This window comes from Phenylobacterium sp. (assembly GCF_046291545.1).
Taxonomy (GTDB): Bacteria; Pseudomonadota; Alphaproteobacteria; order Caulobacterales; family Caulobacteraceae; genus Phenylobacterium.
The window spans coordinates 445,019-466,737 of the sequence record NZ_JBKBSM010000001.1; the positions used below are offsets into that span (position 1 = coordinate 445,019).

15 protein-coding genes are annotated in these 21,719 nt (G+C 71.1%); 8 read left to right on the forward strand and 7 right to left on the reverse strand.

The window, feature by feature from the left end; translation table 11 throughout:
• Positions 1–9: 9 nt before the first annotated feature.
• The 4 genes from odhB (at position 10) to ACK4YQ_RS02210 (ending at position 3,455) form a co-directional block, all read left to right on the forward strand.
• Positions 10–1,230 (forward strand): 2-oxoglutarate dehydrogenase complex dihydrolipoyllysine-residue succinyltransferase, encoded by a 1,221-nt coding sequence (odhB, locus tag ACK4YQ_RS02195; RefSeq protein WP_409607825.1) that lies wholly within the window; start codon positions 10–12, stop codon positions 1,228–1,230.
• A gap of 72 nt (positions 1,231–1,302) precedes the next feature.
• On the forward strand, positions 1,303–2,700 hold the full coding sequence (lpdA, locus tag ACK4YQ_RS02200; RefSeq protein ID WP_409607827.1) for a dihydrolipoyl dehydrogenase: 1,398 nt from the start codon (positions 1,303–1,305) through the stop codon (positions 2,698–2,700).
• Complete coding sequence (locus ACK4YQ_RS02205) at positions 2,700–3,128, forward strand: N-acetyltransferase family protein (RefSeq protein WP_409607829.1); 429 nt, start codon at positions 2,700–2,702, stop codon at positions 3,126–3,128. The genes lpdA and ACK4YQ_RS02205 overlap by 1 nt, the downstream gene beginning before the upstream one ends.
• A 57-nt stretch (positions 3,129–3,185) precedes the next feature.
• Entirely contained in the window at positions 3,186–3,455 is a 270-nt protein-coding gene (locus ACK4YQ_RS02210) for a hypothetical protein (RefSeq protein ID WP_409607831.1), read from the forward strand.
• Between the two features lie 15 nt (positions 3,456–3,470).
• Here the strand turns inward: ACK4YQ_RS02210 and ACK4YQ_RS02215 are convergent, their stop codons facing one another.
• Positions 3,471–6,002, reverse strand: coding sequence for an autotransporter domain-containing protein (locus ACK4YQ_RS02215; RefSeq protein WP_409607833.1), 2,532 nt, complete (start codon positions 6,000–6,002; stop codon positions 3,471–3,473).
• A 379-nt stretch (positions 6,003–6,381) separates the two neighbouring features.
• Here ACK4YQ_RS02215 and ACK4YQ_RS02220 point away from each other — a divergent pair, with 379 nt between their 5' ends.
• Positions 6,382–8,205, forward strand: coding sequence for a flavin-containing monooxygenase (locus tag ACK4YQ_RS02220; RefSeq protein WP_409607835.1), 1,824 nt, complete (start codon positions 6,382–6,384; stop codon positions 8,203–8,205).
• Between the two features lie 10 nt (positions 8,206–8,215).
• Here ACK4YQ_RS02220 and ACK4YQ_RS02225 read toward each other — a convergent pair whose 3' ends face one another.
• The 3 genes from ACK4YQ_RS02225 to fsa are packed head-to-tail and all read right to left on the reverse strand — an operon-like array spanning position 8,216 to position 10,480.
• Positions 8,216–9,142 (reverse strand): tyrosine recombinase XerC, encoded by a 927-nt coding sequence (locus ACK4YQ_RS02225; protein ID WP_409607837.1) that lies wholly within the window; start codon positions 9,140–9,142, stop codon positions 8,216–8,218.
• The gene (locus tag ACK4YQ_RS02230) at positions 9,127–9,807 is read right to left on the reverse strand and encodes a DUF484 family protein (protein WP_409607839.1); all 681 of its coding nucleotides are present in this window, start codon (positions 9,805–9,807) and stop codon (positions 9,127–9,129) included. Before ACK4YQ_RS02230 ends, ACK4YQ_RS02225 begins: the two co-directional genes overlap by 16 nt.
• 19 nt (positions 9,808–9,826) lie before the next feature.
• Positions 9,827–10,480: a fructose-6-phosphate aldolase gene (gene fsa, locus ACK4YQ_RS02235; protein ID WP_409607841.1), complete on the reverse strand. Its 654-nt coding sequence runs from the start codon at positions 10,478–10,480 to the stop codon at positions 9,827–9,829.
• Between the two features lie 75 nt (positions 10,481–10,555).
• Here fsa and ACK4YQ_RS02240 point away from each other — a divergent pair, with 75 nt between their 5' ends.
• On the forward strand, positions 10,556–12,718 hold the full coding sequence (locus tag ACK4YQ_RS02240; RefSeq protein WP_409607843.1) for a primosomal protein N': 2,163 nt from the start codon (positions 10,556–10,558) through the stop codon (positions 12,716–12,718).
• A 27-nt stretch (positions 12,719–12,745) separates the two neighbouring features.
• On the opposite strand, the gene zwf is transcribed toward ACK4YQ_RS02240, so the two are convergent.
• The gene (gene zwf, locus ACK4YQ_RS02245; RefSeq protein ID WP_409607845.1) at positions 12,746–14,218 is read right to left on the reverse strand and encodes a glucose-6-phosphate dehydrogenase; all 1,473 of its coding nucleotides are present in this window, start codon (positions 14,216–14,218) and stop codon (positions 12,746–12,748) included.
• Positions 14,219–14,421: 203 nt separating this feature from the next.
• Here zwf and otsA point away from each other — a divergent pair, with 203 nt between their 5' ends.
• Both otsA and ligD read left to right on the forward strand, forming a co-directional pair.
• On the forward strand, positions 14,422–15,834 hold the full coding sequence (otsA, locus tag ACK4YQ_RS02250) for an alpha,alpha-trehalose-phosphate synthase (UDP-forming) (RefSeq protein ID WP_409607847.1): 1,413 nt from the start codon (positions 14,422–14,424) through the stop codon (positions 15,832–15,834).
• 125 nt (positions 15,835–15,959) lie between these two features.
• Positions 15,960–16,853 carry a non-homologous end-joining DNA ligase gene (gene ligD, locus ACK4YQ_RS02255; RefSeq protein WP_409607849.1) on the forward strand — a complete coding sequence of 298 codons (894 nt, stop codon included), beginning with the start codon at positions 15,960–15,962 and terminating at the stop codon, positions 16,851–16,853.
• Positions 16,854–16,895: 42 nt separating this feature from the next.
• Here the strand turns inward: ligD and ACK4YQ_RS02260 are convergent, their stop codons facing one another.
• Positions 16,896–18,422, reverse strand: a complete 1,527-nt coding sequence (locus tag ACK4YQ_RS02260) for a carboxylesterase/lipase family protein (protein WP_409607851.1) — start codon at positions 18,420–18,422, stop codon at positions 16,896–16,898.
• A 93-nt stretch (positions 18,423–18,515) separates the two neighbouring features.
• Complete coding sequence (locus ACK4YQ_RS02265) at positions 18,516–21,713, reverse strand: error-prone DNA polymerase (protein ID WP_409607853.1); 3,198 nt, start codon at positions 21,711–21,713, stop codon at positions 18,516–18,518.
• Between the last annotated feature and the right edge of the window lie 6 nt (positions 21,714–21,719).

Consider the following 21,719-nt stretch of genomic DNA (forward strand, 5'->3'; position numbering starts at 1 on the left):
AGCCCTTCAATGGCCGACATCATGACGCCCGCCCTGGGCGAGTCCGTCACCGAGGCGACGGTGGCGCGCTGGACCAAGAAGGCCGGCGAGGCCGTCCGGAAGGACGAGATCCTGGTGGAGCTCGAGACCGACAAGGTCAGCCTTGAGGTCGCCGCCCCGGCCGACGGCGTGCTGGCGGAGATCTCCGCTGAAGAAGGCGCCACGGTCGAGCCCGGCGCGATCCTGGGCCGGGTGACCGAAGGCGCCGCCGCCGCCGCCCCGGCCAAGGCTCCCGCCGAGGCTGCGGCTCCCAAGGCCGAGCCCAAGCCGGCCCCCGCCCCCGCGCCGGCGCCGGCGCCGGCCGCCAAGGCCGAGCCGGTCCTCGCGCCCTCCGCCCAACGGATCGTCACCGAGAACAAGATGGACGCCGGCGCCATCGCCGGCACCGGCAAGGGCGGGCGCGTCACCAAGGGCGACGCCCTGGCCGCGCTGGAGGCCCGCGCCGCCGCCCCGGCGCCCGCCCCCGCGCCTTCGGCCCCGCGGGAGGTGCACGAGCGCGAAGAGCGCGTGCGCATGACGCGCCTTCGCCAGACGATCGCGCGGCGCCTGAAGGAAGCCCAGAACACCGCGGCCATGCTGACGACCTTCAACGAGGTCGACATGAGCGCCGTGATGGCCCTGCGCAGCCAGTACAAGGACGTCTTCGAGAAGAAGCACGGCGTGAAGCTCGGCTTCATGAGCTTTTTCGTGCGCGCCTGCGTGGCAGCCCTCAAGGCGATCCCGGACGTCAACGCCGAGATCGACGGCACCGACATCATCTACAAGAACCACTACGACATCGGCGTGGCCGTGGGCACCGACCGCGGCCTGGTCGTGCCGGTGGTGCGCGACGCCGACGCGATGAGCCTGGCCGAGATCGAGAAGGCCATCGGCGACCTCGGCAAGAAGGCCCGCGACGGCCAGCTGGCGCTGGAGGACCTGCAGGGCGGCACCTTCACCATCTCCAACGGCGGGGTCTATGGCTCGCTGATGTCGACGCCGATCCTCAATGCGCCGCAGTCCGGCATCCTGGGCATGCACAAGATCCAGGAGCGGCCGATGGTGGTGAACGGGCAGATCGTCGTTCGCCCCATGATGTACCTGGCGCTCAGCTACGACCACCGCGTGGTCGACGGCCAGGGGGCGGTGACCTTCCTGGTCAAGGTGAAGGAAGCGCTGGAGGACCCGCAGCGGCTGCTGCTGGACCTCTAGGGGCGCATCCCGCCGTCGAACCCAATTGGCGGCGGGGCGAAGGCCTCGCCGTTTCCGCGAAGGACTACCAGCATGGCCCAGTACGACGTCATCATCATCGGGGGCGGCCCCGGCGGCTACAACGCCGCGATCCGCGCCGGCCAGCTTGGCCTGAAGGTCGCCTGCGTGGAGAAGCGCGCCACCCTCGGCGGCACCTGCCTCAACGTCGGCTGCATGCCGTCCAAGGCCCTGCTTCACGCCTCCGAGCTCTATGACGCCGCCAACGGCGAGTTCGCCAAGCTGGGCATCCAGGTCCAGCCCAAGCTCGACCTCGTTCAGATGATGAAGCAGAAGGCCGAGAGCGTGGCCGCCCTGACCAAGGGCATCGAGTTCCTCTTCAAGAAGAACAAGGTCGAGTGGGTGAAGGGCGCCGGCAGGATCGCCGGGCCGGGCAAGGTCGAGGTGACCGCGGAGGACGGCTCCGTCACGGCCCTGGAGGCGCGCAACATCGTCATCGCCACGGGCTCCGAACCCTCGCCCCTGCCGGGCGTCGTGGTCGACAACAACCGCATCGTCGATTCCACCGGGGCCCTGTCGCTGCCCGAGGTTCCCAAGAGCCTGGTGGTGATCGGCGCTGGCATCATCGGCCTGGAGCTGGGCTCGGTGTGGCGCCGCCTGGGCGCCGAGGTGACCGTCGTCGAGTTCCTGGACCGCATCACGCCCGGGATGGACGGCGAGACGGCCAAGACCTTCCAGCGCGCCCTGACCAAGCAGGGCATGACCTTCAAGCTCGGCTCCAAGGTCACCGGGGCCAAGGCCGGAAAGAACGACGTGACCCTCACCGTCGAACCGGTGGCCGGCGGCGAGCCGGAGACCCTGAAGGCCCAGTACGTGCTGCTGGCGATCGGCCGCCGTCCGTATACGGACGGCCTGGGCCTGGAGACCGTGGGAATCACGCCCGACAAGCGCGGCTTCATCGAGACCGACCACTTCAAGACCTCGGCCCCGGGCGTCTGGGCCATCGGCGACGCCATCCATGGCCCGATGCTCGCGCACAAGGCCGAGGAGGACGCCGTGGCCTGCATCGAGCTGATCGCCGGCAAGGCCGGGCACGTCGACTACAACCTCGTGCCGAGCGTCGTCTACACGGCCCCTGAAGTCGCCTGGGTCGGCAAGACCGAGGAACAGCTCAAGGAGGCGGGGATCGCCTACAAGACCGGCAAGTTCCCCTTCACCGCCAACAGCCGCGCCAAGATCAACCACGAGACCGAAGGCTTCGCCAAGGTGCTGGCCGATGCGACGACCGACGAGATCCTGGGCGTCCACATCATCGGCCCGCAGGCCGGGGAGATGATCGGCGAGTACTGCGTGGCCATGGCCTTCCGCGCCGCCAGCGAGGACATCGCCCGCGTCTGCCACCCCCACCCGACGCGCTCCGAGGCCGGCCGCCAGGCCGCCATGGGCGTGGAGGGCTGGACCATGCAGGCCTGATGAAGGACCTCGTCATCCGCCGGGCGGCGGCCGACGAGATTCCCGCCTGCGCGGCGCTCTATGCGCGGGTGCACCGGGAGACCTTCACCTGGGTGCGGCCCGACCGGCTGCCCACGGCCCAGGATTTCATTGCGGATGCGGCGGAGGAGGACGTCTACCTCGCCGCCACCCCGGCCAAGCTCTATGGCGTGGCGGCGTTCCACGCTCCCTCGAACTTCCTGCACTCCCTGTTCGTCGCCGAGCGCGGCCAAGGGATCGGCAAGCGGCTGCTGGACCACGTCTGCGCGCAGGCCGACGGGCCGGTGACGCTGAAGGTGCAGGCGCCCAATCTGCGGGCCGAAGCCTTCTACCTGCGCGAAGGCTTCAGGGCGCTCTCGCGCGGGGAGGACCCGCCGCCGGGCTTTCCGTGGATCCGGATGGTGCGCTGATCTCGCGCCCGCGGCGGTTGAATGATACCATCAGACCACCCTTCACGGGAGGTCCCCATGCTCGCCCTTGTCGCCGCCGGCCTCGTCCTCGCCGCCCAGCAGCCAGCCGAGCGCCCCCTCGCCCCACCTGCGGCCGCGTGCCTGCCGGACAGCAGGCTCATCCGCTCGAGCGCTGCGCCCAAGGTTCAGAAGCTTGGCGAGCTGCCCAAGGCGCGCGTGATGCTGCCGGTGCTGCGGCGTGTGGACGGATGCGACCTGGCGACCTTCGTCTCAGGGCCGATCGAGGGGAACGGGCGCTTCGCCCCTCCGGCCCGCAAGACCCCCTAGGCGCCTGCGCCGCCCTCAGAAACGCAGGCGCAGGCTCGCCTGGGCCGCATGGTCCTGGGCCGTGTCGCCGGCGACGCCCTGGTAGCCCACACTGGCCGAGAGCCGGCCGCTGACCTGCCAGTCGATCCCCGCGTCGATCGCCACCGCGTCGCGGTCGAGGGGCGCGGCGGCCACCTGGAAGCCGGGACCGCCGCTGCGGAACGCCAGGTCGGCGGTGGACGCGGCGCCCTGCAGGGTCCTGCGCCAGGCGACGCCGACGTGCGTGGACACGGCGTCGTCCGCGCCAAAGCTGCGCGAGGCCCGGACGCCCAGGTCGCCGACCGTCACCTGGCGGCTGTCGCCGCCGCCCTGCAGCGCCAGGTCGCCGCCCTGTTCGGCGAAAGCCTCGGTGTCGTAGCGCAGCGTGGCCAGGCCGAGCGTCGGCTCCAGGGTCGCGACAGGGGTCCGGAAGGGACGGCCGATCTCGACGAACGCCTGGGCCAGGGAGCCTTCGGTCGTGCTGCTCACGGCCTCCGCCACGGAGCCGAAGGCGATCGTGCGGTCGGCGTCGATGGAGAGGTCGGCGTAGCCCGCCCCGCCCCGCAAGGTGAAGCCCCCGGCGGTCCCGCCGGCGTAGGCGTAGACCTGTGAAGCCTCGACATCGCTCGACGAACGGCGAGCGTCCAGGTCCACCGACGTGCGGCTGTAGCCGCCGGCGAGGCCCAGCGTCATGCCATTGGCGAGGGTGCGCTCGGCCCCCACCATGACCCCCGCGCGGGTGCGATCGGCGCCGGCCGCCCCGCCGTCGCCGTCGGTTCGCCCCCAGCCGCCGGTCGCCGACGCCCAGAGCCAGGGCCGCTCCTGGCCCGCGCCTGCCGTCAGCCGGCCCAGCAGCAGGCCGCGCGCCGCCGCGCCTTCGGCGAGGGCGGCGTTGGCGCTGGTTGCGTGGATTTCGCCGGACATGGCGTCATAGGCGTCTCGGGCGTCCTGCGCCGTGCCGCGCAGCAGGGTGTCGTAGACCTCCGAGCCATAGCCGAAGACCTGGTCGGCCACGGCGCCTACCGCCGCCTGGTTCGGCGTGGCGGCCACGCTGGCGAAAGTCAGGTCGTTGCGCACCAGCGTCAGAGTGACCGCATCCGCCGAGTAGTTCAGTTCCGGCGAGAGGAACGCCAGGTTGGTGGTGGCGCCCGCGAAGGTTCCGGTCACTCCGCCGTCGGCGGTGAGGATGGTGTAGGTGGTCATGGGCTTGTACTCGCCGTCGGCGGCCAGCACCTGGACCGTGCCGCCCTCCAGCGTCGCCGTCCCGGTGGCCGCGATCCGATCGTTGGCGCCCGCGGCGTCCACCTCGAGCGCGTAGGTCGAGCCCTTCTCGAACACCACGAAGGTGGCCACGCTGAGCTTGCCGATGGAGTTGCCGGGCGCGGCGGTGGCGCGATTGCGCACGATCAGGCCGCCGATCCGCCCGTTGCCGCCGATCTCCGCCCCCTCCAGCACCGTGGCGAGGCCGCCGGCGAGAGAGCCGTTCACGGCCAGACGCCCGCCCTGAATCTGCACCTGGCCGGAGAAGCCGCTGTCGCCTGTCAGATTGAGCAGCCCGTCGCCGGTCTTGATGAGCGGCCCTGAACCGGAGATCACGCCGCTGGACTGGATCGCGTTCGACTGGGTGTCGATGGTCAGCCCGCCCGACTCCACGTTGACGTCCTGTCCGAGCGCGCCGGCGTAGCCGAGCTGCAGCACCCCGCCGGCGCCGGTGATCGGGCCCGAGCCGGCCGCGCCCTGGCCCAGCAGGTTCAGGACGCCGCCCTCGATGCGCGTGCCGCCGGTATAGGTGTTGGCGCCGGAAAGGATCAGAACGCCGGAGCCGATCTTGGTCAGGCCGCCGGCGCCGGTGACGGCGCCCGGCAGCGTCAGGTCGCCGCCCGAGCTGTCGATGACGCCGCCGCCAGCCTGCAGGACGATCAGCTTGTCCAGGGTGAGGGACTGGGTCGGCGCGAAGACGCCGCCGTCGAAGGTGATGTCCGTCCCGCTGGCCGCCGCGTCGTTCTGCGAGAACGAACTCTGCGAGCCGTCGATGATCGAAGGCGCGGGAGTGGTGTCGATGCCGAGGGCCGCGGCCGTCAGGGTGAGCTGGCTCGACAGGATGATGCTGTCGGTGGGCTGCCACGTGGCGGTGGGGAGCGCGATCGGCAGGTAGGTGAAGACGTAGGTGCCGGCCGCCAGGTTGATGAAGGTGACCCCCTGCCAGGCCATGATGCCGCCGCTGGTGTCCACGCCGGTCAGCTGCGTGCCGTCGGAATAGAAGTTGGTGTCGCCGTCGACCAGGCCCGTGGGCTTGGTCGTAGCCAGTTCCGTGAACGTGACCGTCTGGTTGTAGGTGACGTCCTGCCCCACCAGCGAAAGCGAGCCTTCGGTGAAGGACACCCCGGCATGGTAGGTGCCGTACCAGATCGTCACCGATCCGGGCCCCGCGTTCTCGTAACCGACGGACGTGGTGTGGGCCTGAGCCTGCGCGACGACGCCCAGGCTGACGGCCGCGCACAGGGCGGCCCTCGAAATGCTACGCGACATACGTAAAACCGCCCCCGCGCGCCGAACAGCCAGGGCGCGCATTAAAATTAACGTTCCTGAGGATCTCGGGCGGAGAGGGTAAACAATGTCCTATGGTCAGTAACTCAGCGACACCGCGCCGCACGATATTCAACTATTAGAATATATTGAGATTCATATTCTTATCCGCCGCATCGGCCGAGAGGAATATGACTTATCCCTTGCCGGCGACGGGTTTGAGCGCCGTGGGCAGGTCCGGACCCATCAAACCGCTTTTTCGAAAAGCGTGGCGGGCGCCAGGTCGATTGCGTATCAATGATCACCTAGTCTCTCGCAGTCCCGCCCGGCGTGCGCCGGGCCGGGCGCTGCGCGCCGCCATTTCGAATCGAGGTCCCATCAGATGCCGGATTCCAACGAGCTCCAGAGCGCCGCGCGCAAGCCGATCGACAAGGAGGCGCTGCTCGCACGCTATCGGGCCGAGCGCGACAAGCGCCTGCGTCCCGACGGCAACGCCCAGTACCTGGAGCTCAAGGGCCAGCTTTCCCACTATCTGGACGATCCCTACACCCCCTTCGTCGAGCGTGCGCCGAAGACCGACCACGTCACCTTCGCCTTCGTCGGCGGCGGGTTCGCTGGACTGGTGACGGGAGCGCGGCTGAAGGAAGCGGGCGTCGCCGACGTGCGCATCGTCGAAAAGGGCGGCGACTTCGGCGGCACCTGGTACTGGAACCGCTATCCGGGCGCCCAGTGCGACACCGCCTCGATGATCTACATGCCGCTTCTCGAAGAGACCGGCCACATGCCGACCGAGAAGTACGCGCACGCCCCCGAGATCCTGGAGCAGTGCCGCCGGATCGGCCGCCAGTTCGACCTTTACGGCGACGCCCTGTTCCACACCGAGATCACCGCCCTCACCTGGGACGGCGAGCGATCGCGCTGGGTGATCGAGACCAATCGGGGCGACCGCTTCACGGCCGACTACATCGGCCTGGGCACCGGCCCGCTGCATGTGCCCAAGCTGCCCGGCATTCCCGGGATCGAAAGCTTCAAGGGTCACTCTTTCCACACCAGCCGCTGGGACTACGGCTACACCGGCGGCGATCCGTCCGGGGCGCTGATGGACACGCTCGCCGACAAGCGAGTCGGCATCATCGGCACCGGCGCCACCTCGGTTCAGGCTGTGCCGCACCTGGCCCGCGCCGCCAAGGAACTCTACGTCTTCCAGCGCACCCCCTCCTCTGTGGACGTTCGCGCCAACGCGCCGATCGACCCCGAGTGGTTCGCCTCGATCGCCACGCCGGGCTGGCAGCAGCGCTGGCTGGAGAATTTCACGGCCAACCAGGCCGGCGGCACGGCCGAGGAAGACCTCGTCCAGGACGGCTGGACCGACCTGTCGCGGCGCATCCGCACCAAGATCATGGGCCTGCCCCGCGACCAGATGACGCCGCAGAACATGCTGGCCGCCTACGAGGACTCCGATTTCGAGAAGATGGAGGAGATCCGCGCCCGCGTGGACGCCATCGTCGAGGATCGCGAGACCGCCCAGAAGCTGAAGGCCTGGTACCGCCAGCTCTGCAAGCGCCCGTGCTTCCACGACGCCTATCTGCAGGCGTTCAACACCCCCGGCGTCCACCTGATCGACACCGACGGCAAGGGCGTGGAGCGGATCACCGAGAAGGGCGTGGTCGTCGGCGGGGTCGAGTACGAGCTCGACTGCATCATCTACGCCTCCGGCTTCGAGGTGGGCACCGAGTGGACCCGCCGGGCCGGCTTCGACCTGACCGGCCGCGACGGCCTGACGCTGTCCCAGGCCTGGAGCGAAGGGATCAAGTCCATGCACGGCATCCACGTGCACGGCTTCCCCAACGCCTTCTTCGTCCAGCCGACGCAAGGGGCGAACCTGATCTCCAACGTGCCGCACAACCTCACCGACTCCGCGCGCACCATCTCCCTGATCGTGAAGACGGCCCTGGAGCGCGGGGCCAAGGAGGTGGAGGTGACCAAGCAGGCGCAGGACGACTGGGTCGCCCTGCTGCTCACCGGTCCCGGCCGCATGATGATCGGCTCCCCCGACTGCACCCCCGGCTACTACAACAACGAGGGCCAGGATCCCGGTCCGGCGGCCAAGCTCAACGTCGGCTATCCGGCGGGCGCCACGGCCTACTTCAAGTACATCGAGGAGTGGCGCAACCGGGGCGACTTCGAGGGCCTGGAGTTCCGCTGAGCCGGGCCGATCACGCCCGCGGGTGCGCCTTTTCGTAGGCGGCCAGGAGGCTGGCGGCGTCCACCTGCGTGTAGCGCTGGGTGGTCGACAGCGAGGCGTGGCCCAGGAGTTCCTGGATCGAGCGCAGGTCCGCGCCAGCGCCCAGGAGGTGAGTGGCGAAGGAGTGGCGCAGGGCGTGGGGCGTGGCGCTGTCCGGCAGGCCCAGCCGGCCGCGCAGGCCCTGCACCGTCGCCTGCACGTGGCGCGGGCTGAGCGGGCCGCCGCGCTTGGCGCGGAACAGCGGCTCCGCCGGCCCGAGCGCGAACGGGACCTCCGCCAGATAGGCCTGGACCGCTTCGCGCACGGCCGGCAGCACCGGGACGATCCGCGTCTTGCCGCCCTTTCCGGTGATCCGCAGCGACGACGGCAAGGGCGCGTCCGACCGCGTCAGCGACAGGGCCTCGGAGATCCGCAGTCCGCAGCCGTAGAGCAGGGTCAGCACCGCCTGGTCGCGGCTGGCTTCCCAGTCCTCGCGATCGGGATCCAGCCCCGGCTCGGCGATCAGGCCGCGGGCCTGGTCCTCGCTCACCGGTCGCGGCGCGCCGGGCCTCACCTTTGGCCCGCGCACCAGGGCGATGGCCGAGTTGGCGATTCCGAGCCTGCGGTCGAGAAAGCGGTGAAAGGTGCGAACCGCCGACAGGGCCTGCGACAGCGAGCGCGGGCTCAGCGGCGGCTCGCCCCCGCGCAGATGGGCGAGCCAGGCGCGCACTTCGGCCGGGGTCACGCCGCCCAGATCGGCCAGACTTGGGGTCCCGCCCCGGTGCTGCTCGAGGAAGGCCAGATAGCGGCGCGCGGCGAATCCGTAGGCCTCCAGGGTGCGCGGCGAGGCGCGGCGCTCCTTTTCCAGGTGCTCCAGCCAGGCGGCCAGCGCTTCGCGGGCGCTCACAGGACCGGCCATCGCTCCGCCGTGCGCTCCACCACCCGCGCCAGGAAGGCGACGAGCTCTGCGCCCATGTCCTCGGTGAAGCCATGCTCGTCGGCGGAGCCGAAGGCGATCAGCCCCTGGCGGGCCGGCTCCCAGATCGCCATGCGCACGATGGCGACCGAGCGGACCTGGTCGGCGCGCTCGCCGAACAGGCCATGGGCGACGGGCGCGACGCCCATCCGCGCCAGCTTCTGATGATCGCCGAGGATCATGTCCGTCTGGCCCTCGACCAGCATGCGCCAGCCGGCCGGCACGCGGCCGGTGTCCTCGAGGGCCAGCACCCCGGCGGCGAGGCCGAAGCGCAGCTGGGCGAGGTCGTCGACCCGGCGGGCGAGGTCGGCGTGGTTGCGCGCCTCCAGCAGGTCGACCACCGCCCCGTGGGTCTGGGCCTGGGCGGCGAAGTTCGCCCGCGCCGTCGCCTCAAGCTGCCGCCGGGCGCTGGACTCGCGCTTGTGGGCCGCATGCACCCGCGCCAAGGCGGCGGGACCGAAGTCGACGATATTGGCCGCGTCGATCCGAAGGCCGAGCTGCGCCAGGAGTTCGGCGTCGCCGCGCAGGAAATCGGGATTGGCGGTGAGGAAGCGCCTGACGCTATCGGGCTCCAGCGAATCCGTCGTCGCCAAGACCGTCGCGTCCATCTGCGCCCCCATCAGTCCGTCACAGGATCGACTGCCCCGTCTTGGCCCAGTCGCTCATGAACTGTTCAAGCCCCTTCTCGGTTAACGGGTGCTTGAAGAGGTCGGCGAAAACGCCGGGCGGAATGGTCGCACAGTCGGCCCCGGCCAGGGCCGCGGCGGTCACGTGCGCCGGGTTGCGGATCGAGGCGGCCAGGATCTCGGTGTCGAAGTCGTAGTTGTCGTAGATCGCCCGGATCTCGGTGATCAGGCCCATGCCGTCGGCGCCATGGTCGTCCAGCCGGCCGATGAACGGGGAGACGAAGGTGGCCCCCGCCTTGGCCGCCAGCAGCGCCTGGGCGGCGGAGAAGCAGAGGGTGACGTTGGTCTGGATGCCCTCGCGGGCGAACTCGGCCGTGGCGATGAGGCCCTCGCGGGTCAGGGGGACCTTCACCACCACGTTGGCGGCCACGCCGGCCAGCTTGCGGCCCTCGGCCAGCATGGCGGCCGCCTCGACGGCCGCCACCTCGGCGCTGACGGGCCCCTCGACGAGATCGCAAATCTCGGCGATGACCTCCAGCATGGGACGACCGGACTTGGCGATCAGAGAAGGATTGGTGGTGACGCCGTCGACCAGGCCGGTGGCGGCCAGGTCCTTGAGGACCGCCGTGTCGGTGGTGTCGAGAAAGAGCTGCATGATCGCCGTTCCGCCGTTCAGGAAGGCCCGTCTTCTAGCCGGTCTTGATGACGCCTTGAAAGCCCCGGCGCGCCGATGAGCCGGATCGCCTCCGTCCTTCTGCCCATGCCCCTGCCGGAGGCGTTCGACTACGCCGAGCCCGAAGGCATGGAGCTGGGCGTCGGCGACCAGGTCGCAGCGCCCCTGGGCCCCCGCCTCCTGCGCGGCGTGGTCGTGGGCCTGCGCGACGCGACGGGCGGCAACCGGCCGCTGAAGCCGGTGGAGGCGCGGCTGGAGGAGCCGGCCCTGCCGGCGCGCACCCTGGAGTTCATCCAGTGGGCCGCCCGCTACGGCGTGGACGCGCCGGGCGCCCCCCTGGCCATCGCCCTGCGCGGCGCGCGTGCGCCTAAGCCCCGCCCGCTAAAGGTTGTGGAGCCCACCGGCGCCGCGCCGGCCCGCCTGACCCCCGCCCGCGAACGGGTGATGGCCTGCGCGGCCCAGGCGCCGGTCTCGCCGGCCGACCTCGCCCGCGCCGCCGGCGTCAGCGCCGGGGTGGTCAAGGGCCTCGTCGACGAGGGGGTGCTGGCCGTGCGCCTGGTGGAAGCCGAAGCCAGCTTCGATCCGCCTGACCCGAGCCGCCCGGGCTCGGCGCTCAACCCCAGCCAGGCCGCGGCTGCGCAGGCCCTGCGCGAGGCGGTCGGAGCCGGCGGCTTCAACGTCACCCTGCTCGACGGCGTCACCGGCTCGGGCAAGACTGAGGTCTATCTCGAGGCCGCGGCCGCCGCCCTTGCGGCCGATCCACAGGCCCAGGTCCTGGCGCTCCTGCCCGAAATCGCCCTCACCCAGGCCGTAATCGCCCGCTTCGCCGAGCGTTTCGGCGCCCGGCCGGGCGAATGGCACTCCGACGTCGCCCCGCCCGCCCGGCGGCGGGTGTGGGAAGCGGTCGCAGCAGGCCGCTGCCGCATCGTCGTGGGCGCCCGCTCGGCCCTGTTCCTGCCGTTCCGCAAGCTCTCCCTGATCATCGTCGATGAGGAGCACGACAGCTCCTACAAGCAGGAGGAGGGCTTCATCTACCAGGCGCGGGACCTGGCCGTCGTGCGCGGCAAGATCGAGGACGCCTCGGTGATCCTGGCCTCGGCGACGCCTTCGCTGGAGACCCTGCGCAACGCCGAGACCGGCCGCTACCGCTGGCTGCGCCTGTCCGCCCGCCACGGAACCGCCGAACTGCCGCAGGTGGAGCTGGTCGACCTGCGCGAGACCCCGCCCGAGGCCGGCCGCTGGCTCTCCCCGCCGCTGGTCCAGGCCATGGGCGAGACCCTGGCCCGGGGGGAACAGACCCTGCTCTTCCTGAACCGCCGCGGCTACGCCCCCCTGGTGCTGTGCCGGGCGTGCGGCGAGCGGCTGTGCGCCCCGGACACCGACTCCTGGCTGGTGGAGCACCGCTACACCGGCCGCCTGGTCTGCCATCTGACCGGCTTTTCCATGCCCAAGCCGGACAAGTGTCCCCACTGCGGCGCCAAGGACAGCCTGGTCTCCATCGGCCCGGGAGTGGAGCGCGTGGAGGAAGAGGCCCGGCATCTCTTCCCCGAGGCGCGGATCGCCGTCTTCTCCTCCGACACCCTGGTCGACGCCCGCGAGGCGCGGCGGCTGGTCGAGGCCATGGAGAGCGGCGAAATCGACATCCTGGTGGCCACCCAGGCGGCGGCCAAGGGCCACAACTTCCCCAACCTCACCCTGGTGGGGGTGGTCGACGCCGACCTCGGCCTGCGCGGCGGCGACCTGCGCGCGGGCGAGCGCACCTACCAGCTCCTGGCCCAGGCCACCGGCCGCGCCGGCCGGCATGAGCGGCCGGGCCGGGCGCTGCTGCAGACCTACGCCCCCGACCATCCGGTCATGCAGGCCCTGCAGGCGCAGGACCGCGACGCCTTCCTTCAGGCGGAGATGGCCGAGCGGGAGCTGGCTGGCCTGCCGCCCTTCGGCCGCCTGGGCGCGGTGATCGTGTCCGGCGAGGACGCAGCGGGGCTGGAGGCTTTCGTCCAGACGATGGCCAAGGCCGCCCCCAACACCGAAGGGGTGGAAGTCTACGGTCCGGCCGACGCGCCCCTGGCCCTGGTCCGCGGCCGGCGGCGCAAGCGCTTCCTGGTCCGCGCCGACCGAACCGTCGACCTGTCGGCCTATCTGGCCGCCTGGCGCGCCCGCGTGAAGCCGCCGGCCTCGATCCGCGTGGCCATCGACGTTGATCCCTACAGCTTCCTCTAGGAGGAACGCGGCGCCTGGCGCGGCCTCCTAGTCGTCGTTCCAGGCCCGGCCGTAGCGCTCGGTCAGGGCGAAGGCGCCCGCCGGGCCCCAGCTCCCGGCGGCGTAGGCCCGCGGCGTGTGGCCGGACTCCCGCCAGGCCTCGGCCACCCCGTCGATCCAGGCCCACGCCTGCTCCACCTCGTCCCGGCGTACAAACAGGGTGGAGTTGCCGTGGATCACGTCCAGCAGCAGCCGCTCATAGGCGATGCGCCGGCGCGCGTTGGGTCCGGCGTAGGCCTTCAGCAGCGACAGGGACAAGGGCAGGGGCTGCAGGCGCATGCCCTCGCGCGACAGCCCCGGGGCCTTGTTCATCAGCAGGAGTTCGATGTCCTCGTCCGGCTGCAGGTCGATAATCAGGCGGTTGGCGACGAGGTCGGCCTTGGCCGAGCCGCCGAACACCGAGTGCGGCACGCCCTTGAACTGGATGGCGATCTGAGTGCGCCGCTCGGGCAGCCGCTTGCCGGTGCGCAGGAAGAACGGCACCCCCGCCCAGCGCCAGTTGTCGATGTCCACCCGCAGGGCGACGAAGGTCTCGGCGCCGCTCGGCGCCCCGCGCTCGGTCTCGTAGCCGGCCACGGAGCGGCCTTCGACCACGCCCTGGGTGTACTGGCCGCGCACGCTGTTCCGCTCGGCGTCGATGCGGGTGAAGCGACGCAGGGAGCGCAGCACCTTGACCTTCTCGTTGCGCACGGACGCAGGCTCCATATCCGCCGGCGGCTCCATGGCCACCAGGCAGAGCAGCTGCAGCATGTGGTTCTGCACCATGTCGCGCAGGGCGCCGTACTCGTCGTAGTAGGGCCAGCGCTCGCCCACGCCCTCGGTCTCGGCCACGGTGATCTGCACGTGGTCGATGGTCAGGTTGTTCCACAGCGGCTCGAACAGGGTGTTGGCGAACCGCAGCGCCATCAGGTTCTGCACCGTCTCCTTGCCCAGGTAGTGGTCGATGCGGAAGATCCGGTCCTCGCTGAACACCGACCCCACCGCCGCATTGGTCGACATCGAGCTCGCCAGGTCGCGGCCGATGGGCTTCTCCAGCACGATCCGGCTCTCCGCACCGGCCACGCCGGCGCCCGCCAGGGCCGCGCAAACAGGGCCATAGAGGCTTGGCGACAGGGCCAGGTAGAACAGCGGCCGCTTCGCCTCGCCGAGGGCGGTCTTCAGCACCTTGGCGCCTTCCGGGCTGGTGGCGTCGGCGGCGTGGTACTCCAGGCGCGCGGCGAAGCGGCGCCAGATCTCCTCGTCGATCCCATGCTGGCCCGTGCGCTCCGCCACGGCATCCCGGACGAGGTCGGTGAAGGCGTCCTGCTCCAGGGGCGCCCGCGCGGTGGCGATGATCCGGAAGTCCTCGGGCAAGAAGCCGTCGGTGTCGAGGAAGTACAGAGACGGAAACAACATCCGCTGCGCCAGATCGCCGGTTCCGCCGAACAGGACGAGCGCGTCGGCGCGGGGCGCGTCGGGCATGAGCTTCACCATAGAGTGATCGTGGCGGGAGAGGCTTGAACTTAGCTGGTTGCAACCACCTGCGCACCCCGCGGGTTCCGACTTCGCGCGACATGCGCGGGAGCAGGGTCGGGAGTCCGACGGACGGAAATGCTTAAACGGGCGCCTGGGGCCCGGCGCCCGCCCGCCTCCGCCACGGCGCGCGGGTGAATGGAGGCCGAGTGATGAGTCGCCTGATCGTTGTTTCGAACCGCGTGACGCCGCCGTCGGGCGACGGCGAGGAAAGCGTCGGCGGCCTGGCCATGGCCCTGGCCGCGGCCCTGCGGGAATACTCGGGAATCTGGTTCGGCTGGAGCGGCCGCACGACGCCGGAGTTCACGGGCCATCTGCACATGAGCCGGGTCCAGGGCGTGACCGTCGCGACGGTGGACCTCGAGGAGGCCGACCTGGAGGAGTACTACAACGGCTACGCCAACAAGACCCTCTGGCCGCTGTTCCACTATCGTCTCGACATCACCGCCTACGACCGATCGTTCGGCGAAGGCTACGAGCGCGCCAACCGCCGGTTCGCCGAAACCCTCCGCCCACTGATCGAACCCGACGACCTGGTGTGGATCCACGACTACCACCTGATCCCGCTCGCCCGTGAGCTGCGCCGCCTGGGCGTCAAGAACCGCATGGGGTTCTTCCTGCACATCCCCTGGCCCGCCCATCAGCTGATGGTCACCCTGCCCCGCCATCGCCAGCTCGTGCAGGCGATGTTCGACTACGACCTCGTCGGCTTCCAGACCGACGGCTATCTTCAGGCCTTCGAGGAATATGTGACGAGCGAAGTCGACGGGATGCGTCTCGACGACGAACACATCGCCGCCTTCGGCAAGACCGTGCGGGTCGGCGCCTTTCCGATCGGCGTCGACGCGGCGGACTTCTCGCGCATCGTCAGTTCGCCCCGGGCCCTTCGCACCTACGACGTGATGGCCGCCCACACGGTGTTCCGCAAGATGATCGTCGGCGTCGACCGGCTCGACTACTCGAAGGGGCTGGAGGAGCGGTTCCTGGGCTTCGAGCGGTTCCTGGTCGACAATCCGGAGCTGCGCCGCGAGGTGCTGTTCCTGCAGATCGCCCCCCTGAGCCGCGAGAGCGTCGACGCCTACCAGGAGATCCGCGCACGGCTGGACGCCCTCTCCGGCCGCATCAACGGCGAGTTCGCCGACATCGACTGGAACCCCGTGCGCTACGTGAACAAGACCTATCGGCGCGACGAGCTTGCGGGCGTCTACCGCGCCGCTCGGGTGGGCCTGGTCACGCCCCTGCGCGACGGCATGAACCTGGTGGCCAAGGAGTACATCGCCGCCCAGAATCCCGAGGATCCCGGGGTGCTGGTGCTGTCGCGGTTCGCCGGGGCGGCCGACCGCATGCGCGAGGCCCTGATCGTCAATCCGAACAGCCCCGAGGAGATTTCCGAAGCCCTGGCGCGGGCCCTGACGATGGAGCGTGAGGAGCGCATCCGCCGCTGGCGGGCCCTGTTCGACCGGGTCTGCCGCGAGGACGTTGAGAGCTGGCGCGACAGCTTCGTGAACGCCCTGGCCGACCCGCCGCGGCCCAAGGCCGCGACTCCGCAGGCCCTGGCCAGCTGAAAGCCCGCCCCCGCAATCCTCTGGACGGGCAGCCGCGCAACGCGCCAGGGTCGGTCCGAAGGGATTCCCCCTAGCCGGAGGCCGCACTGGCGACGCCCGCCCCGTCCGATCGCGAGACCGCCGTGATGGGCGTGGAGATCTCCAGCCCGGACAAGGCCCTTTGGCCCGCCTCGGCCGACGATCCGGCCCCTGTCGCCAAGCTTGAGTTCGCCCGCTACCTCGAAGCCGTCGCCGACCGGATCATGCCCCACGTGGAGCGGCGGCCCTGCGCGATCGTGCGCGCCCCCGACGGGGTGGGCGGCGAGATCTTCTTCCAGCGGCACGCCGGCAAGGGAGTCTCACGCCTGATCGACCGGGTGAAGGTCGCGGGCGCGCGGCGCCCCTACATCCAGATCTCGCGCCCCGAAGCGCTGGCCGCCCTGGCGCAGATCGCCGCGATCGAACTGCACCCCTGGGGATGCCGGCCCGGCGAGCCCGAGGTTCCCGGCCGCCTGGTGTTCGACCTCGATCCCGGTCCTGGCGTCGCCTTCGACGCCGTGGTCGAGGCGGCTTGGGAGATCCGGGACCGGCTCGAGTCCCTGGGCCTGGCCGGCTTCTGCAAGACCACCGGCGGCAAGGGCCTGCACGTGGTGGTCCCCCTGGCGCCGCCTCGGGAGCGGGCGCTGGACTGGACCATGGCCGGCGCCTTCGCGCACGACCTTTGCCGGGCCATGGCGGCCGACCGTCCGGGCCGATACGTGGCGGTCGCGGCCAAGGCCCGCCGCACGGGACGCATCTTCCTGGACTATCTGCGCAACGGTCGGACCGCCTCTGCGGTGGCGCCCTTCTCCGCGCGGGCGCGGGAGGGCGCCACGGTGGCCACGCCGCTCACCTGGACGCAGGTCCGCAGCGGCCTCGATCCGCGCCGCTTCACCGTCCGCACGGTCCCGCCCCTGTTCGACGGCCTGAAGGCCTGGGCGGACTACGGCGAGGCCGAGCGTCCCCTGGACGAGGCCGTGGCGCGCCTGGCGGCGGGCTGAAGCGCGAGGAGCGTCTTCGCCGTCGGCGGACGGAGCCGGCTCCTACTGCGCAACTCCGAGCCCGGGCAGGGCCACCCGCTCCTGCGCGTCCAGCTGCCGCTTTCGCAGGCCGGTGCGCACGCCGCTGTCGGCGCCGAACTCCATGAGCTGGTCGCTCGACGGATCATAGGCGGGCCACGCCGGACCGCTGGCGCAGGCCGGCGCCGAGGTTTTGGCGAACGCCACCCAGCAGGAGTGCATCAGGTCGGCCATCGCCCGATCCTCCGCGCTCAAGCTCGCCGGGTCCGTACGCCGTCCCCAATACTCGAACACGTACTGGATCTCCGCGGCGTGCGCCGCGGTGGTGACCGCCGGGCGAAAGCGCGAGCCGACGTAGGAGAAGTAGTAGAGCCAGGCCGGCGCGCCGTCCGCGGCCTCGGCGGCGATCCAGCGGGCCGGCGCGCCCATGACCCGGTCGGTGAACACCGCCCGCGCCAGGGCCTCGTCGCCCTTGGCGGCGTCCTCGGCGTAGACCCGCCGCACCAGCGGGCCCAGGCGCGCGCCCTGCTCGGCCGGCTTCAGGCCGAAGGCGTCCATCAGGGAGTCTTCGCCGCTGTTGGAGCCGATCATCAGCGGCACGTCCACCTCGCGGCCCGCCGCGAACGCCTGGGTGGGCGTCTCCTTCAGGAGACGGCCGTCGGGGGAGGGGCCGATGTCGCCGGTCAGGGTCGCGGCGATCAGCCTGTCCACCGGCAGGGCCCGCAGGTCCTCCAGGGCGGCCTTGGCCCCGGGAAGGCCGAGCTTTTCAGCCACCGCCGCGCCGTCCGCCTCCTTCTGCGCCAGGGTCTCCGGGGCGAACCAGCCGCCGCCCGACTGCACGATGGCCTTGCTGTAGAGGCCCCGGGTCTCGGGAACGGCCAGGATCTGCAGGGTGCTCATCGCGCCGGCGCTTTCGCCGAACACGGTCACGTTGGAGGGGTCGCCGCCGAACGCCGCGATGTTCCGCTGCACCCACTGCAGGGCCGCGATCTGGTCCATCAGCCCGTAGTTCACCAGCGGCTGTCCGGCGCCGGCCGCCGCCGTCAGCGCCGGATGGGCGAAGTAGCCGAGCGGGCCTAGGCGGTAGTTGATCGCCACCAGCACCACCCCGTCCCGGGCGAAGTTGGAGCCGTCGTAGATCCAGCCGGAGCCGAAGCGATGGGCGCCGCCGTGCAGCCAGACCATCACCGGGGCCTTGGTCGCCGCCTTGGGCGCGAAGACGTTGAGCTGCAGGCAGTCCTCGCTGGTGGGCCCGTTGGCGGCCCCCGCGTTGGGCCGGCCGTCCGGCCGCATCGGCTGCGGACAGGAAGGGCCGGGCTTCACCGCCTCGCGCTCGCCTTCCCAGGCGGACGCGGGCTGGGGCGGGGCCCAGCGCAGCTCGCCCACGGGGGGCGCCGCATAGGGAATGTTGCGGAACACGAGCGCCTTGTCAGTGGCCTCTCCCACCAGCACCCCGGTCTCGATCTTCACGGCGACCGGCGCCGCACGGGCCGCCGCCGTCCAGGCGAAAGCCGCCAGCGCCAGGCCGGTCAGGAACACGCGTGCGCGCATGGCGCCCTCCCACGATCTTTGCGCCGCCAGCATCCGGCGCACGCCTTCGCCCGGTCAAGCGCCGGCGGGTGACGAAGTGTTTCCCGCGGCGGCTCAGTGGAAGTCGCGGCTGCGCACCATCCTGCCTGCGCCCTTGCCCGACGCGGCCCCATCCTCGTCCTGGCGCAGCTCGGCCAGGCGCTCGGACAGATCTGCGAACCGCTCGGCCACCAGGTGGATCACATCCCCCGCCCGCTGCAGCCGCCCGTACACCACCACGAAGGAGGCGGTCATCACCAGCCGCCGGTTGGCTTCGAAGACATCGCGCCAGACCACCACGTTGGCCGGCCCGGTCTCGTCCTCCAGGGTCATGAAGGTCACGCCCTTGGCGGTGCCGGGCCGCTGGCGGATCAGCACCAGCCCGCCCACCGAAAGCCGCCGCCCGTGCCGCATCTCGCGAAGGGCCGCGGCCGGGGTCGCGCCCATCCGCTCCAGGTCCTGGCGGAAGAAGCTGCACGGATGGGCCTTCAGCGACAGACTGGTCGTCCGATAGTCCTCGGCCACCTGCTGCGGCAGGCTCATGAAGGGCAGCTCCACCTGGGCCTCGCGGGAGACCAGGCGCGCGGCCAGGGGCGCGTCGGTCTCGATCCGCGCCTCACCGCCCAGGCCTTTCACCGCCCACAGCGCCGCCCGCCGCTCCACCCCCAGGCCGCGGAAGGCGTCCGCCTCGGCCAGCAGTTCCAGGGTGCGGCGCGACAGCCGCCCCGCCCGGGCGAGATCGGCGATCGTCTTCGCCCCCGCCGCCCGCGCGGCGACCAGCCGCCGGCCTTCCTCCTCCTGCAGCCCGCGCACCTGGCGCAGCCCCAGCCGCACCGCCTTCACCGGCCGCGGCACGGGCCGGCCCAAGGGCTCCAGGGTGCAGTCCCACTGGCTGGCAATGACGTCGGGCGGACGCACCTCCACCCCGTGCTCGCGGGCGTCGCGCACCAGCTGGGCCGGCTGGTAGAAGCCCATCGGCTGACTGTTGAGCAGGGCTGCGCAGAACACGTCCGGATAGTGGTGCTTGATCCAGGCCGAGGCGTAGACCAGCAGGGCGAAGCTGATCGCATGGCTCTCCGGAAAGCCGTAGGAGCCGAACCCCTCGATCTGCTTGAAGCAGCGCTCGGCGAACGCGGGGTCATAGCCGCGCGCGGTCATCCCCTCCACGAACTTGACCCCGTACTCGCCCACCGTGCCGTAGTGGCGGAAGGTGGCCATGGAGCGGCGCAGGCCGTCGGCCTCGGAATCGGTGAACTTGGCGCCCTCGATGGCCAGGCGCATGGCCTGCTCCTGGAACAGGGGCACTCCCAGGGTCTTGCCCAGCACCTGGTGCAGCTCGTCCGCCGGACCGTGCTCCGGGGACGGCGAGGGGAACTCCACCGGCTCCAGCCCGTCGCGGCGGCGCAGATAGGGATGGACCATGTCCCCTTGGATCGGGCCGGGCCGCACGATCGCCACCTCGATCACCAGGTCGTAGAAGCGCCGCGGCTTCAGCCTTGGCAGCATCGACATCTGCGCCCGGCTCTCCACCTGGAAGACGCCGATCGAGTCGGCCCGGCAGAGCATCTCGTAGACCGCCGGGTCGTCCTGGGGGATGTCGGCGATGTCGGCCAGGTCGCCCCGGCCGTGGTCGGCCTGCAGCATGGTCAGGCCCCGCTTCAGCGCCGTCAGCATGCCCAGCGCCAGCACGTCGACCTTCATCAGCCCCAGGGCGTCGATGTCGTCCTTGTCCCACTCGATGAAGGTGCGGTCGGCCATGGCCGCATTGCCGATCGGCACGGTCTCGTCCAGCCGCCGTTTGGTCAGCACGAAGCCGCCCACGTGCTGCGACAGGTGCCGGGGAAAGCCGAGCAGCTCGCCGGCCAGGGCGACGGCGCGGCGGATCTGCGGATTGTCCGGGTCCAGCCCGGCCTGGCGCACGTGGGCCTCGGGCATCTCGTGGCCGTAGCTGCCCCAGACGGTGTTCGCCAGCGCCGCGGTGATGTCCTCCGTCAGGCCCAGGGCCTTGCCCACCTGGCGGATCGCCATGCGCGGGCGGTAGTGGATGACGGTGGCCACGATGGCGGCGCGGTGGCGGCCATAGCGCCGGTAGACGTACTGCATCACCTCCTCGCGCCGCTCGTGTTCGAAGTCGACGTCGATGTCCGGCGGCTCGCCGCGCTTTTCGGAGATGAAGCGGGAGAACAGCAGGTCCTGGTCCTCCTTGGTCGGATCGACGGCGGTGATCCCCAGGCAGAAGCAGACGCAGCTGTTGGCCGCCGAGCCGCGCCCCTGGCATAGGATCCCCTGCTCGCGGGCCCAGCGGACGATGTCGTGAACCGTCAGGAAGTAGTTGGGAAAATCGAGCTTTTCGATCAGGTCCAGTTCCTGCTCCAGGACCTTGCGCTCCTTGTCCCGGACGCCGTGGGGAAAGCGCCAGGCCGCCCCCTCCCACGTCAGGTCGCGCAGGTGCTGGATCGCGGTCTTGCCGGGCGGCACCGGCTCGTCGGGGTATTCGTAGCGCAGCTGCGACAGGTCGAAGCCGATGCGGCCGGCGATCTCCACCGTGCGCTCGATCGCCTCGGGGAAGCGGGCGAACAGGCGGGCCATCTCGGCCGGGGACTTCAGGTGCCGCTCGGCGTTGGCCTCCAGCCGCAGCCCCGCCTCGTGGATCGTGCACTTCTCGCGGATGCAGGTCAGCACGTCCTGCAGCGCCCGCCGCTCAGGGCCGTGGTAGAGCACGTCGTTCACCGCCACCATGGGCGCTCCCGAAGCCTGAGCCAGGTCCGCAAGCCGCCCCAGCCGCGGCAGGTCGCGCGCGCCATAGCCCCGGGCCGCCGCCAGCCAGACGCTCCCCCCCAGCGTCCCGGCGATGCGGTCCAGCCGTTCGGCGAAGGCCTCGTCCAGCCGCTCGGGCGGGACGACCAGCGCCAGCTGGCCCTCGGCATGGTCGATGAAGTCGCTCCAGAAGAGCTGGCATTCGCCCTTCCTGGAGCGGCGCTGGCCCAGGGTGAGCAGGCGGGTGAGGCGCCCATAGGCCTCACGGTCGGCCGGATAGCAGATCAGGCTGGGCGTGGCGTCGGCGAAGTCCAGGCGGCATCCGGTCAGCGCCCGGACCCCGCGATCCTGGGCCGCGCTCCAGGCGCGCACGACGCCGGCCAGGGAATTGCGGTCGCAGACGCCGATCGCCTCCATCCCCAGCCCCTCGGCGGTGGCCACCAGCTCGCCGGGGTGCGAGGCGCCGCGCAGGAACGAGAAGTTCGAGACGGCCTGGAGTTCGGCGTAGCGGGTCATGCGCGC